Genomic DNA, 13,360 nt, shown 5'->3' on the forward strand with positions numbered 1-13,360 from the left:
CGCGCTCCACAACGAGTGCGGGGCATAGCGCAGATTCGCTCCACCATGGGTCACGCCAATGTGCGCCCGCAGGGACTCCCGCCGTCGAAACTCGGCGGCGCTTCGCGTCGACCGACGGAAAACGAGGGACAGCTTCGAAATGGCTCAGTCGATCCTCGGCATTATGGGTCCAGGCGAGAAGGCGACCGCCGACAATCTTGAATGGGCCTATGAGATCGGAAAATTGGCGGCGCGCGCCGGTTACGTCGTCTTGACCGGCGCCCGACGATCCGGCGTCATGGAGGCTGGTCTCAGAGGCGCCAAGGACGCCGGCGGACAAACAATCGGCATTCTTCCCTCCAAATCCAAGAGCGACGCCAGTCCCTTCGCCGATCTGGTCGTCGTCACCGGATTGAACAGCGCGAGAAATTACATCAATGCGCTCACGGCTGACGTGATGGTCGTGTGCGGCGTTGAAGCCGGGACGCTGTCTGAAATCGCTTTGGCGTTGAAAGAACAGAAACACGTCGTGCTGATCACGGAAAACGAACGCGCAAGCGCCTTTCTCAAGGACCTCTCGAAAGAGTTCGTTCACGTGGCGGCCGCGCCCGAAGAGGCGATGGCGATTGTCAACGCTCTCCTCAAAAACGCCGCGCCGAATTAGGGCGTTCAGTCGTCGGGTGCGATCGAGGCGTCACCAGCGATCCTGCAGCCGCAGGCTTTCGGCGAGGTCTCCCGGATAGTTGTGCTGACCGAGATGCGTCAGCTTGCACTCAAGGTCGACCCACACCTTGCCGCCCATGTCGCGCCACAGACGGCAGAAGGCGAAATCCTCCGAAAGATAACGCCCGGAATCGGGATCGATCATGCAATCGTAGAAGCGCCAATGCAGATGCGCTTGAGGATTGTCGGGCGGCCCGTCCGGCGTGTAGCGCAGATGCGGATAGCGTTCCATCATGTCGTAGAACACATGCCGTTTGACGCACATAAAGCCCGTCGGCGCCTCCGCGACTTCCACGAAATTGTCGCTGTCGGCGAATTCGCTCACCCGCTTCGAGCCATGGCCGATCGGATTGAACGGATATTCGGTGTAGCGCTTTTCGAATTCTTCGCGCGTTGTGCCGGCGGGCAGACCTTCTTTCGGCCAGTTGAAGCTCTTCATCGGATAGACGCCCGCCGCGATGTCGCGGTCAGCGAGCAGCAGACGGCAGACGGACTGCGGCGTGAACGCGATATCCGAATCGATCCAGAAAAGATGCGTGAGCGATTCGTCCGATAGAAATTTCATCACCATCTTATTGCGGCCGCGCGTGATGAGACTTTCCGAATGCATATGTAAAATGCAATTCAATCCAAACCGCGCGCTATGCCATGTCAGCTCGAAAATGCTCGTCACATAGTTCATGCTGACCGCTGAAATATAGCAAGGCGTCGCTAACATCACTTTCATTGAACGCAGTTCTGAATCCGGAAGCATGTTCGTCTCTTCGGCGCGATCTATTCCGTTCCTTGCTTCTTGGGGGCTGAACGGGTCTTGGGCGGCGGTTTCTTTGCGGGCGTTGTTGGCTGAGTTGACTGACCGAGACCCGCAGAGATCCCGAACAATCGCCACTGGCCGTCCACCGGCGCAAAGGTCAGATCGAAATTGAGCTGCTGAGCGCCCGCGGGGAAAAAACCGACCAAGCGCAACATGCCCTTCGCATCGATCGCAGGCGGCGTGGTCAGCTGCGGGTCAATCGCGGCGACGGCGGACAAATCGAATTTGTCGCGCCGCTGGCCGGCGAAAATTTCGGCAAGACGCGCCGCTGTGTTGGTTTGAAACTGCGGCGAACCGAGATCGCGCAGAACGGTGTAGACGCCGGTCTTGTTCGCTTGATCGAGCGCAAGCAGCGACGATCGCACCAGGATCAACACGCCGGCGCGTTCGATCGGCGCCGCCTTCGCCGGCTGTTCGGCGCGCGCGAAACCCGTCGGGCCGGCGCCCGCCAAGAACAGGCTCAAGGCGATTGACGCGACGCTGCGATTCCGCCGGTGGTCGGTCGCCGCAGGATGAAAGCCGATGCGGCGTCGGCGTCGCAGAGAGACAATTCCGGACAAAAAATCCTTCATCCCAGCTCCTGGCGATTGCAATTTTGTAGGACGCGCGCCGCGTCGCGCGCCCGACAATAAGCGACGTCCGTCTCCTTCGCATCGTCGTTGCAAACTGGGAGACGGTCACCACTCGTAGAGGCCGCCGACGCCGCCGCCGACGCCACCATAGCGCATGCCGACGGCCAGGCTGCCATTGAGGACGAAATTCTGGTTCACGCGAACTTGCGCCATCGCGCCGAAGGCGTTCTGCCCTCGGAAACTGCCCCATTTCGCAGAGACGCCGAATTTGGCGTCTCGCGAAATCGCCGGCGCGGTATTGGCGATCGCCACCGCCGCGCCTTCATAGCCGCGGAAGACCGACCTCTGCAAATTGCCGACGCTCTGCCAAATCCCGGCGACATTCATGCCGAGACCATTTACTGCGCCTGACAGATTGGCGATGGAGTCGGGCCCGAAACCGGACGTCGCAAGATTTCCATTCGCGTCAGACGTGACGAAATTGGTCGACCCGCTCTGCGCGGCGCGACTCGCCGCCGAGGTAATTCCCGGCGCCGTATAGGTGGTCGCGACTCCGCCAAACATCATCTGATTGGCGGCGGTGTTGACCGCGCCCGCGCCGACCGCGGTTGCGTTCGCATATCCCGCCGTATCCGCGCCGGCGCCGAGGGCGGTGGAATTGTCGGCCGTAGCGCGCGCGTTCTGGCCGATCGCCGTCGCGCCGACGCCCGTGGCGTTGGCGTTTTGACCGAAGGCTGACGCCGTGGCGCCCGTCGCGACCGAGCCCTGGCCGACGGCGGTCGCATATTGGCCATAGGCGGCGCTCTCCTGGCCGACGGCGGTGGCGTATTCGCCGCTGGCGGTCGCGAATTGGCCGTCCGCCGTGGCGTTGTCGCCTAGCGCCCGCGCGAACTGACCCGTCGCAGTGGCGCGCTTGCCCTCGGCCTGGCTGTTCGAACCGGTCGCCGTGGCTTCCTCGCCGATGGCGTTGGCGTTCCACCCCATCGCCGTCGCCTTCTCGCCGGTGGCGTTGGCGTTCCTGCCCGTCGCGGTGGACTTTTCGCCTATGGCTTTGCTGCCTTGTCCCGTCGCGGTGGCTTCTTTGCCGCTCGCCATGCTGTCGGCGCCTGTGGCGGTCGCAAACTGGCCGTTGGCCTTGCTGGCGCGGCCCGTCGCGGTGGCGCTTTCCCCATCGGCGAGGCTGTCGGTTCCCGTGGCGGTCGCAAACTGGCCGTTGGCGTTGCTGGCGCGGCCGGTCGCCGTGGCGCTCTCGCCATTGGCCATGCTGTCGGCGCCCGTCGCGGTCGCATATTGGCCGACGGCCTTACTCGCGCGGCCCGTCGCCGTGGCGCTTTCCCCATCGGCGAGGCTGTTCGCGCCCGTCGCCGTGGCAAATTTGCCGGAGGCGTTGCTGTTCGCGCCGGCGGCCGTGGCGTTGTCGCCGGTGGCGAAGCTGGCCCAGCCCGAAGCGGTCGCCGCGGCGCCCGTCGCCTGGCTGAACACGCCGGTCGCGGTGGCGAAGTCGCCGGTCGCGACGGAGGCCGCGCCGGTCGCGGTGGCGCTCTTGCCGTTTGCGACGCTGCCTGCGCCGGTCGCGGTCGCGTCGTCGCCGTTCGCCAGCGCAAGATGTCCGGTCGCCGTCGCGTTATTGCCTTGCGCGACGCTGTCGGCGCCGGTCGCCGTCGCCTTCGTGCCGTTCGCGAAGCTGTTCTGTCCGGTCGCCGTCGCCTTCGAACCGTTGGCGGTGGCGCCCTGACCTGTCGCGGTGGCGAAGACGCCATTGGCGTTAGCGTTCTGGCCCGTCGCCGTGGCGTTGTCGCCATTGGCGCTGGCGTTCTGCCCCGTCGCGGTGGCGTTGGCGCCATTGGCGAGGCTGCTCACGCCGGTCGCCGTGGCGTTGGCGCCGGTGGCGTTGGCGTACTGCCCCGTCGCCGTGGCGTTGTCGCCGTTGGCAAAGCTGTTCAAACCAATCGCCGTCGCTTTCGCGCCGATTGCGATGCCGGCGGGAACGCCGCCGGCATTACAAGCCCCGCTTGCGAGATGGCCAAACGAATCGGTCGTGACACACTGTACCGCCCCGATTTGCGCCGCCGTGCTCGCAAGAGACGTTATCCCCGGCGCGACATAGGTGGTGAGAGACGTGCCGAACGTCATCTGATCGGCGGCAGTGCTTGTCGCGCCTGCGCCGATCGCGGTCGAGCCCAAGAATCCTGCCGTATTGGCGCCTGCGCCGACCGCCGTGCTGTTGTCGGCCGTGGCTTGAGCGTTTTGGCCGAGCGCGGTCGCCCCGACGCCCGTCGCATTGGCGCTCTGACCGAAGGCGGAGGCGGTGGAGCCATTGGCCACCGAGCCCTGGCCAACCGCGGTTGCATTCGCGCCATTGGCGTTGCTGCTCTGGCCCGTCGCCGTAGCGAACTGGCCGTTGGCGCGTGCGACTTGCCCCGTCGCCGTGGCGGACTCGCCATTCGCGAGGCTGCCTTGTCCTGTCGCAGTGGCGAACGCGCCATTGGCGAAGCTGCCTTGCCCAGACGCGGCGGCGAAGTCGCCATTGGCGGCAGCGAGCGCGCCCGTCGCGGTGGAGAACTGGCCGTTGGCCATGCTTCCCGCGCCGGTCGCGGTGGCGAGTTGGCCGTCGGCCTTGCTTCCCACGCCGGCCGCCGTGGCGCTCTCGCCATTGGCGAAGCTCGCCTGACCCGTCGCGGTGGCGTTCATTCCATTCGCAATGCTGGCCTGCCCCGTCGCGGTGGCGTTGGCGCCATTGGCGTTGGCGCTCTGTCCCGTCGCCGTGGCGAACTGGCCGGTGGCGAAGCTGCCCGCGCCCGTCGCCGTGGCGAAGTCGCCCTCGGCGCGCGCGTCCTGACCCGTTGCGGTGGCCTGAACGCCATTCGCAAGGCTGCTCTGCCCTGTCGCGGTGGCCTGAGCGCCGTTCGCGAAGGAGCCATAGCCCGTCGCTGTGGCGAAGTTGCCGTCGGCCAGGCTGCCCGCGCCTGTCGCGGTGGCGTTGAAGCCCAAGGCGGCGCTGCCCTGCCCCGTGGCCGTGGCGAAGTCGCCAGCGGCGTTGGCGCGGTTGCCTGTCGCCGTGGCGAAGTCGCCATTGGCGCGCGCGTCCTGACCCGTCGCCGTGGCGTAGACGCCGTTGGCGGCGGCGTTTTGACCCGTCGCCGTGGCGTTGGAGCCGTTGGCGTTTGCGTTCTGACCTGTCGCCGTCGCTCGGGCGCCGTTGGCGAAGCTCGCCTGACCCGTCGCGGTGGCGTTCGTTCCCTGAGCGATACTGGCTTGCCCAGCGGCGGTGGCGTTGGCGCCGTTGGCGATAGCGGACTGGCCAGTCGCCGTTGCCGCCACGCCGTTGGCGCTGGCGAACGAACCCGTCGCCGTGGCGGCCGCGCCGATGGCGTTGGCGTTGGCGCCGGTCGCGGTGGCGTTGGTCCCGTTGGCGTTGGCGTTGGCGCCGGTCGCCGTTGCGGCCAGGCCGTTGGCTTTGGCGTTCTGGCCCGTCGCCGTAGCGGCGGCGCCAGTGGCGTTGGCGTTCTGGCCCGTTGCGGTGGCCTGAGCGCCATTCGCGACGCTGTTTTGCCCGGTTGCCGTGGCTTGGACGCCAATTGCATTGGCGTTCTGACCCGTCGCAGTGGCGAATGTGCCGTCGGCGAGGCTGTCGTGGCCGGTCGCCGTCGCATTTGCCCCGTTGGCGATGGCCGTCTGTCCGGTGGCTGTGGCGCTTTCGCCGTTGGCGAAGCTGTTTTGGCCTGTGGCCGTGGCGCTCCCGCCGTTGGCGCGCGAGTCCTGCCCGGTCGCCGTCGCGAAGTCGCCATTGGCGACGCTGTTCTGGCCTGTGGCGGTGGCGTTGTCGCCATTGGCGAAGCTGTTCTGACCCGAGGCGGTGGCTCGGACGCCAATCGCGTTAGCGTTCTGCCCCGTCGCAGTGGCGAATGTGCCGTTGGCGGAGCTGTTCTGACCGGCGGCGGTGGCGAAATCGCCGTTTGCGAAGCTGTCCTGGCCCGTCGCCGTGGCGCGCGAGCCATTGGCGATGGCCGTCTGTCCGGTGGCGGTGGCGTTGTCGCCGTTGGCGAAGCTGTTCTGACCCGTCGCCGTCGCTTGTGTGCCGCTGGCGTTGGCGTTCTGACCGGTTGCGGTCGCGAATTGGCCGGTGGCGTTGGCGTTCTGGCCCGTCGCCGTGGCGCTCGAGCCGTTGGCTAAGCTGCCTGCGCCCGTCGCGGTGGCGAAGACGCCATTAGCGAAGCTGTTTTGCCCGGTGGCGGTGGCTTGACCGCCGTTGGCGACGGCGAGTTCGCCGGTCGCCGTGGCGCTGGCCCCGTTGGCGATGGCGGATTGGCCGGTGGCGGTGGCGTTGGCCCCATTGGCGAAGCTGGCCTGGCCGGTGGCGGTGGCGTTGGCGCCACGGGCGGCGCTGCTGACACCGGTCGCCGTCGCGTTGGCGCCATTGGCGGTGGCGTTCTGACCCGTCGCGGTGGCGCTGTCGCCGAGGGCGAGGGCGTTCCGACCCGTCGCGGTAGCGCGCGCGCCGTTGGCGAAGCTGAGCTGCCCGGTCGCGGTGGCGAAGTCGCCATTGGCGGTGGCGTTCTGACCCGTCGCGGTGGCGAAGTCGCCATTGGCGAAGCTGTTCTGCCCAGTGGCGGTGGCTTGATCGCCGTTGGCGACGGCGAGTTCGCCGGTCGCCGTGGCGCTGGCCCCGTTGGCGATGGCGGATTGGCCGGTGGCGGTGGCGTTGGCCCCATTGGCGAAGCTGGCCTGGCCGGTGGCGGTGGCGTTGGCGCCACGGGCGGCGCTGCTGACACCGGTCGCCGTCGCGTTGGCGCCATTGGCGGTGGCGTTCTGGCCCGTCGCGGTGGCGTTGGCGCCGAGGGCGAGGGCGTTCCGACCCGTCGCGGTGGCGTTGGCGCCGTTGGCGAAGCTGTTCTGACCGGTGGCGGTGGCGTTGGCGCCATTGGCGGTGCTGCTCTGACCCGTGGCGGTGGCGTTGGCCCCATTGGCGAAGCTATTCAATCCTGTCGCAGTGGCGTTGGCGCCATTGGCGTTGGCGTTGGCCCCCGTCGCAGTGGCGAAGCTGCCGTTCGCCTCGCTATTAAATCCTGTCGCGGTGGCGCCGACGCCGTTCGCGCGGCTGTTTTGGCCTGTCGCCGTCGCGCTGGTCCCGTTCGCAAAGCTGTTGGCGCCGGTCGCAGTGGCGACGGCGCCGTTGGCTTGGGCGTCCTGCCCCGTCGCGGTGGCGAACTCGCCGTTGGCTTGAGCGTCCTGACCTGTCGCGGTGGCGTTGGCGCCATTGGCGAAGCTGTCCCGGCCCGTCGCCGTCGCATTGCTCCCATTCGCAAAGCTGGCGACTCCGGTCGCGGTGGCGTTGGCGCCGTTAGCGTTGGCGGACGATCCCGTCGCGGTGGCGGTGGCGCCATTGGCGTTAGCGCCCGCCCCCGTCGCAGTGGCGCTGACGCCGTTTGCTCGGCTGTTGGCGCCAATCGCCGTGGCGTTGGCGCCGTTGGCGATGGGGAACAACCCCACCGCTGTGGCGTTTGTTCCGACGGCTTGGGCGTTCAGCCCACAGGCGGTCGCGGTCTCGAAGTTGTTGTCGTTGGCGCCGCCGCCATTGCCGACGATCCCTGGATTGCCGGTCGAAGCCGAGCCGCAAACGAAGGCGTTCGCTGGCGTCGGCGCGAGCAATCCTGTGGCCAGCACGAGTCCGGTCGCGATGCTTCCCGCAAGGGCGCCGGTCAAGGCGCTTGTGCCGAACAACGCTTGGCGAGATAGACGTATCGCTTTGGAAGCAGGGTGAATATTGCGCCACGGGCGAGCAATATCTTTATTCGTCATCCAATTCACCCCCACACTGCTCGCTTTGCTAAAGCGTTATGGGCAGACGACGAACATTTACTATTCGTCAACTTCTCGGACGGTGTATTGAACCATCGAATTCCCATTCTCCCTACTGTTTCTGGAACATTTCCTGGCTCTCTCGCATCGATTTTCGGACATTGTGACAAAGGCGCCACAACTCGCGGATGCGCCGCTTGTCGGAAACAACCTCAAGCGTGGCTATTGGGGCGCTATGACTCGGTCAGGAGAGAAGCAACTCTGGCGCAGCGTCGACGAGCTGCGCAGCGCGGCCGCCAAGCGTCGCTTTGCGTTATGGGCGCTCGCCCGCGCGCCGCGCTTGTACCGCCGCACCTTCTTGATTCTTGACGGACTCGATTCCCGGCGGATGTGGAGCATCCCATTCGTCGAGAGCCTGAACCTGAGCTATATGTGTCTGACTCACCAATGGACTCGGGACGGCGACGCGAACTGACGCAAGCGTCGCGCAAAGGGATATTGACCAATCGAACGTCGCCGGCTGTCGATCTTGACGGCAGCTTTTCAAGAGCGGAACGTGACAATGATCCGAGCCGGTGGAGCGTTCACAGATGACAAGCCCCAACGATTGCAGCTCCGATGTCGCCATTTTAAATGAAATTCGTGAACTGACGGGACGCATCGGCGACCAACGCATTCAAACCATCCTGCGGTCGGTTATTGACGCCGTCGCCCTTAATCCTCAGCCATTGCCGCCGCGCGCTCACGAATTGTTGCAGGCGGTGGTCAACGCGCTCAACCCGCAGCCGTTGCCGCCTGGGCCATCCTAACGTCGCTGGATGTGGCGGCTCCGCGGCGGCGCCGATCGCGGCGAAAAGATCGGCGCCGCAGCAACGGCGCCGTCCCTCCCAATATCGCCGCCCAATATCTCAGCGACGGACGCGTAACCCGGGTCGAAAGATCCAGCACGACGATTTCTCATGCTCTCACGCTTCTCCACCCAAATGACGCGAGCTTAGCCTTGCCAAAAAGGCAAATCGGACTGCGCTTTCAATCGGCGCGATCCTCACCCGGCGAATTCCGGTCGCGGCGATCGGCGAACGCCCGTTCCGACAAGCGAGGAATGAGTAAGGAAAAGAATTGTGAGCGTATCTCGCCTTTTCGAACTCGACGATCCAATCGATATCGTTGATATCGGCGCAAACGCCATCGAAGGGCCCGCAGTTTATGAAGCGCTGATGAGGCAAGGGATTGGCCGTCTGGTCGGATTCGAGCCTCAGGCTGAGACGATTGGAGACGTCCAGACGGCCGAGAACCGAACAATCTTGCCTTGGGCGGTTGGAAACGGCGATCGGGTTTCGTTCCACAGATGCGCGCATTCCGGGTGGAGCAGCACGCTCCCGCCTGCGGGCGAAACCTTGATGGTGTTCGAGCAATACGCCGCAAATTCGCGCGTTATCGAGACGCTGGAGATGGACACCCGACGCCTCGACGATATCGAACAAATCAAGCGCGTCGATTTCCTTAAGATCGACATTCAGGGCGGCGAGTTGGCCGTGTTTCAGAACGCAGACAAGAAGCTGTCAGAGACTGTGTTCATCCACACCGAAGTTGCGTTCATACCGCTCTATGAAAACCAGCCAACCTTTGGCGATGTAGATAAGGAACTTCGCGACCGCGGCTTTATTCCGCATTGTTTTGCGGGAATCAAACGAGCGATCATTCCCCCGCTCGTGCTCGACAACGACCCATGGAAAACGATCAACCAATTGCTTGACGGCGATATTGTTTACGTGCGCGACTTCAGGAAGATCGACGCCCTATCGGTTCCGCAGCTTAAGCGGATGGCCGTTATCGCCCACGAGTGTTACAACTCTTGGGATTTGGCCTACAGACTTGCGGCCACACTTGAAAGTCGTCGCGCGATCAAGACGGGCGCAACCGCGCAGTATCTGGAAATCGTCAACGCATTGTTGCGGACGCGCGCCGCGAAGAACTGATATCCGTTGCGCGCGCCAGCGGAATCCGCCTCCGGAACGTTTACGCTTCGGCATTCGAGGTCGGCGGCCGCGGGCGACGCGAAACGCCGTAAAGGCGCAGCCTCAACAATGAGAGCGCTCATCTGTCCCGTTCGGATCGGCCGCCCTACATCCCGGTGGTTTGTGACGAGCAGCCGATTGAACGGGAGATTGTCATGTCCGGAACGATCATAAATCTCATCATCCAAATCGTGGCGGGCGCCATTGGCGGAAACGCGGCTGGCGGATTTCTGAAGAATTTGGATCTCAGCCCTCTGGCCAAGACGATTTCCGGCGCCGCCGGCGGCGGCCTTGGCGGGACGATCCTGCAGGGTTTGATCCCCGCGCTGAGCAACGCGGCCAGCAGCGGCGGAATCGATATCGGCGTCTTGCTCGGCAATTTGGCCGGCGGCGGAATCACCGGCGCAATCGTCACCGCGGCCTATGGCCTCTTGAAGAATGCGCTCTTCAAGAAAGCGGCCTGACCGCAAACGGCGACGCCTGGCGCGATCCGACGTCAGGCGCGCGACTTTATTTTGAATGACAGGGCGGCGCCTCTATCCTACCGCCCATAGGCGCCGAGCGGACGTGGGGCGCCGGGCGCATTCGGATATTTCGATGGCTCGAAAGCATCGCCGCGGCGTATTTTCGCGCGCCGCACGCCCTCGCCCACCCTCACCGTCGCGGATACGGTCGTCCGCCGCGGCGCGCTTTGTTCGACGGCGCCGCGCTCGGGGCGTTCCGATCGTTCGACGGTCGGCGCCGGCTTGGCGGCGACTTCGCGTTGGAGCCCCTCGACCTGACCGGACAGCGCGCCGATCGCCGAGTTTGTTTCCGTCTTCATCGCGTCGATGCGTTTGCCCAGACTCTCGACGGCGTCGGCGGCGGGAGACGCCGCCTGCATCGAAGACCGCATCGCCTCCATCTCGGCGCGGAGCGCACGAATGTCCTCCTCCGTCTTCTGCGCGGTCCGCAGAGCCGCGGCGCGCTCGGCGCTTTCCTGCGTCGCCGCCGTCCGGACGAGATCAGGCAGGGCGGAGACCGTCGGCCATGCCGCCTCGGCGATCAGCCAGCCTGCAAGACCCGCGGCGCCATAGAGCAGCGCCGCCCACAGAAGCCGTGCGCCTTGGAGGAAGGCGCTCTTGAACGCTGGAAGCCGGCCTTGCGCGACATCCGGTTTGGAATGATCCGCGAGAGCTGCGGCGATCTTCGCGTCCGGCGAACCTACGCTGACTTCCGGACCGTCGTTCGCGTCCGGCGCCGCTGGATTGAAGTCGAGGGCGGATATTCCCGTTTGCTCGGTCATGGGCAGGCTTCGAATGACATGCAAGATTTCGGAGCGTCACGCCGATTGCTTGAGAATGGATTAACGTTCCGCATGCTGTGCGCCGCGCCGGCGCCAAGAATTCAGACACCATAGATCGAAAAATAGAGTGCGCCTCGACGCGTTCGCGCGCTCCGGGAGCGTTGCGCGCCGCGCAGATGCGCCTTCTCGCCGCTCATGCGCTGCGACTGCAAGAGTTCTCAATTACTTTGCGCGCGGAAATGGCTTCAGAGAATTGAGGCGGATTTCCTGCCCGCAGGACACGGCGCCTTTCCGGCCGCGGCGCAAGCGCGCGTTCGCAAGCATCGTTTACAATTTCATAACAGGATGCTGCTCCCTTCGTCTGGCGTTCGACATTCGTCGCGCACGCGAGGAGCGAGTTATGGACGAGGCCAGCTCTCCAAACGAGACGTCCGCCGAAACGGATAAGGAAGCGCGCGAGAAGAAAGCCGCCAGCGTGGATCCTGAGACCGAGGTCAAAGTGTCCGCTTGCGAAGCCGCGACATTGGTCTCCGACAATGAGTCCGCGGATTCTGGCAGAAAGGTCGAGATCAAGATCAATCTCGGGTTCGATAACCAGGCGCTGCAAAACTTCCTGTCGTCCCTCAACGACACGCATCGATTGCAGCCCCAGACGCCCGAATACATCAGCCTGACGGCGCCCTTTCAGGACGCGCCTTTCGCCTCCAGACGGAAGCAGGCCGACGATGATCAGCGCATTGGCGTTTCTCCGATCGCCCTCATTCTGATGTTCGTCGTCGGCTTCGGATTGAAATTGCACTTCCACGACATCCGCTTTCCGGATCAGGCTGCGTCGTCGATCAAGTCGCTGGTCGACAGGATCGTTATGTCGGAATCGCAGGGAATCGCGGACGCTCGAAACAAATTCTCTTCCGCTGTCGGACTGGGGCAATTCGTCAACGCGACCTGGATGGAATTGATCAGGAAGCACCGGCCCGACCTTGTGGGCAATCTCAGCGACAAGGACATTCTCGACTTGCGCAAGGACCCCGACCTGTCTCGCGAGATGACGGCGCGCTATGTCGAACAGAACACCTCGATCCTGATGAAGAAAGGTCTGCCGGTCACGCCCGGCGCGCTGTATCTCGCGCATTTCGCCGGACCGGGCGGCGCGGCGGCGATCCTCTCCGCTCCGGAGGAAGTCGATGCGGCGACGGTGATCGCCAGCGTCGACGGCCAGCCGGCCAAGACCCGCGACAAGATCGTCACCGGCAACCCCTTCCTGAAAGGCTTCACCGTCAAAGACCTCAAGAACTGGGCGAATCTCAAGATGCAGGGCATTCGCATGGAGTTCGGGGCGGCGGCGGACGAAAATCCGGCGCGGCGGGATTGACGGAGATCGCTCCCACCTTGAATTCGGCGCCCGCCTGCATAATTCGCCAGTGCGGCTCTCTTACGAGGACTTCCCAATGGCTGACGAAGAACATCCCACCATTCAGAAGAACAAATATCTTTTCGGAGGCGTCGGCGCCGTTCTCGGCGGTCTGACCGGCGTGGCGATCGGCGGCCCGATCATCGCGCTCGTCGGCGCGGGACTCGGCGGCCTGCTCGGCTACAACATGCTGAAGCGGCTGTGACGCCTAGTCGTCGCGCTGGCAGAGAAAGAGCATCGCCAGCGCGGCGCAGCCAATGAAACGGAAGGCGGCCTGCTGCAGGTCAGGCCCGGTGCGCCACATCTGGAACCATTCGCCGCCGACGGCCATGAAACCCAAGAGGTAAAGGCCGACGGCGAGCGCGAGCCCCGAAATCGCGATGTCTTTGGCGGCGTTGAAACGCGCCGCTTCCGCCTTGCGCGCCAGAATCAGGCGCCACACGCCCGCAAGAACGAGCGCGGCGGCGGAGAACTCGATCCCGATAATGAAGGCGTAGAGCGCCCGATGGAGCGTCACATTCGTGACCGCGCGCCATTCGAGCGGACTGCCGGCCGGCACCTGGTCCATCGACATCACATGGCTGACGACGTCGTAATTCGTGTTGTAGTCCGTCACATTATTGATCGCGACAAGAAGTATGAGCACGCCCAGCGCGGCGGCCAGAAAAATCTTTGAATATCTAATCAGCATCTCGATACTCCCGGCGGCAGCCTAGCACGACCTGAGCCATTGATCTTGCGGCGCGAGGGCTTACAACA

Annotated in this window: 11 protein-coding genes; 6 read left to right on the top strand and 5 right to left on the bottom strand. The window is 64.5% G+C overall.

The window, feature by feature from the left end:
• Positions 1–139: 139 nt before the first annotated feature.
• Positions 140–643: a TIGR00725 family protein gene (locus AB7F41_RS01210; protein ID WP_428383626.1), complete on the top strand. Its 504-nt coding sequence runs from the start codon at positions 140–142 to the stop codon at positions 641–643.
• 30 nt (positions 644–673) lie between these two features.
• On the opposite strand, the gene AB7F41_RS01215 is transcribed toward AB7F41_RS01210, so the two are convergent.
• From AB7F41_RS01215 to AB7F41_RS01225, 3 genes are all read right to left on the bottom strand, one after another.
• Positions 674–1,456, bottom strand: a complete 783-nt coding sequence (locus AB7F41_RS01215) for a hypothetical protein (RefSeq protein ID WP_428383624.1) — start codon at positions 1,454–1,456, stop codon at positions 674–676.
• A gap of 20 nt (positions 1,457–1,476) precedes the next feature.
• On the bottom strand, positions 1,477–2,088 hold the full coding sequence (locus AB7F41_RS01220) for a hypothetical protein (protein WP_428383622.1): 612 nt from the start codon (positions 2,086–2,088) through the stop codon (positions 1,477–1,479).
• Between the two features lie 105 nt (positions 2,089–2,193).
• Positions 2,194–7,791, bottom strand: a complete 5,598-nt coding sequence (locus tag AB7F41_RS01225; protein WP_428383620.1) for a beta strand repeat-containing protein — start codon at positions 7,789–7,791, stop codon at positions 2,194–2,196.
• A gap of 686 nt (positions 7,792–8,477) precedes the next feature.
• Between AB7F41_RS01225 and AB7F41_RS01230 the strand changes: the two genes are divergently transcribed.
• From AB7F41_RS01230 to AB7F41_RS01240, 3 genes are all read left to right on the top strand, one after another.
• Positions 8,478–8,696, top strand: coding sequence for a hypothetical protein (locus tag AB7F41_RS01230; protein ID WP_428383618.1), 219 nt, complete (start codon positions 8,478–8,480; stop codon positions 8,694–8,696).
• Between the two features lie 312 nt (positions 8,697–9,008).
• A complete protein-coding gene (locus AB7F41_RS01235) occupies positions 9,009–9,866 on the top strand; it encodes an FkbM family methyltransferase (RefSeq protein WP_428383616.1) in 858 nt (285 codons plus the stop codon).
• 194 nt (positions 9,867–10,060) lie between these two features.
• On the top strand, positions 10,061–10,369 hold the full coding sequence (locus AB7F41_RS01240; RefSeq protein WP_428383614.1) for a hypothetical protein: 309 nt from the start codon (positions 10,061–10,063) through the stop codon (positions 10,367–10,369).
• A gap of 77 nt (positions 10,370–10,446) precedes the next feature.
• On the opposite strand, the gene AB7F41_RS01245 is transcribed toward AB7F41_RS01240, so the two are convergent.
• Positions 10,447–11,190 (bottom strand): hypothetical protein, encoded by a 744-nt coding sequence (locus AB7F41_RS01245; RefSeq protein ID WP_428383612.1) that lies wholly within the window; start codon positions 11,188–11,190, stop codon positions 10,447–10,449.
• Positions 11,191–11,590: 400 nt separating this feature from the next.
• On the opposite strand from AB7F41_RS01245, the gene AB7F41_RS01250 reads away from it, so the two are divergent.
• Complete coding sequence (locus tag AB7F41_RS01250; RefSeq protein ID WP_428383610.1) at positions 11,591–12,562, top strand: hypothetical protein; 972 nt, start codon at positions 11,591–11,593, stop codon at positions 12,560–12,562.
• 76 nt (positions 12,563–12,638) lie between these two features.
• Positions 12,639–12,806: a hypothetical protein gene (locus tag AB7F41_RS01255; protein ID WP_428383608.1), complete on the top strand. Its 168-nt coding sequence runs from the start codon at positions 12,639–12,641 to the stop codon at positions 12,804–12,806.
• 3 nt (positions 12,807–12,809) lie between these two features.
• Here the strand turns inward: AB7F41_RS01255 and AB7F41_RS01260 are convergent, their stop codons facing one another.
• Positions 12,810–13,292: a DUF2165 family protein gene (locus tag AB7F41_RS01260; RefSeq protein ID WP_428383606.1), complete on the bottom strand. Its 483-nt coding sequence runs from the start codon at positions 13,290–13,292 to the stop codon at positions 12,810–12,812.
• Between the last annotated feature and the right edge of the window lie 68 nt (positions 13,293–13,360).

The organism is Methylocystis sp., from assembly GCF_050251305.1.
Taxonomy (GTDB): domain Bacteria; phylum Pseudomonadota; class Alphaproteobacteria; order Rhizobiales; family Beijerinckiaceae; genus Methylocystis.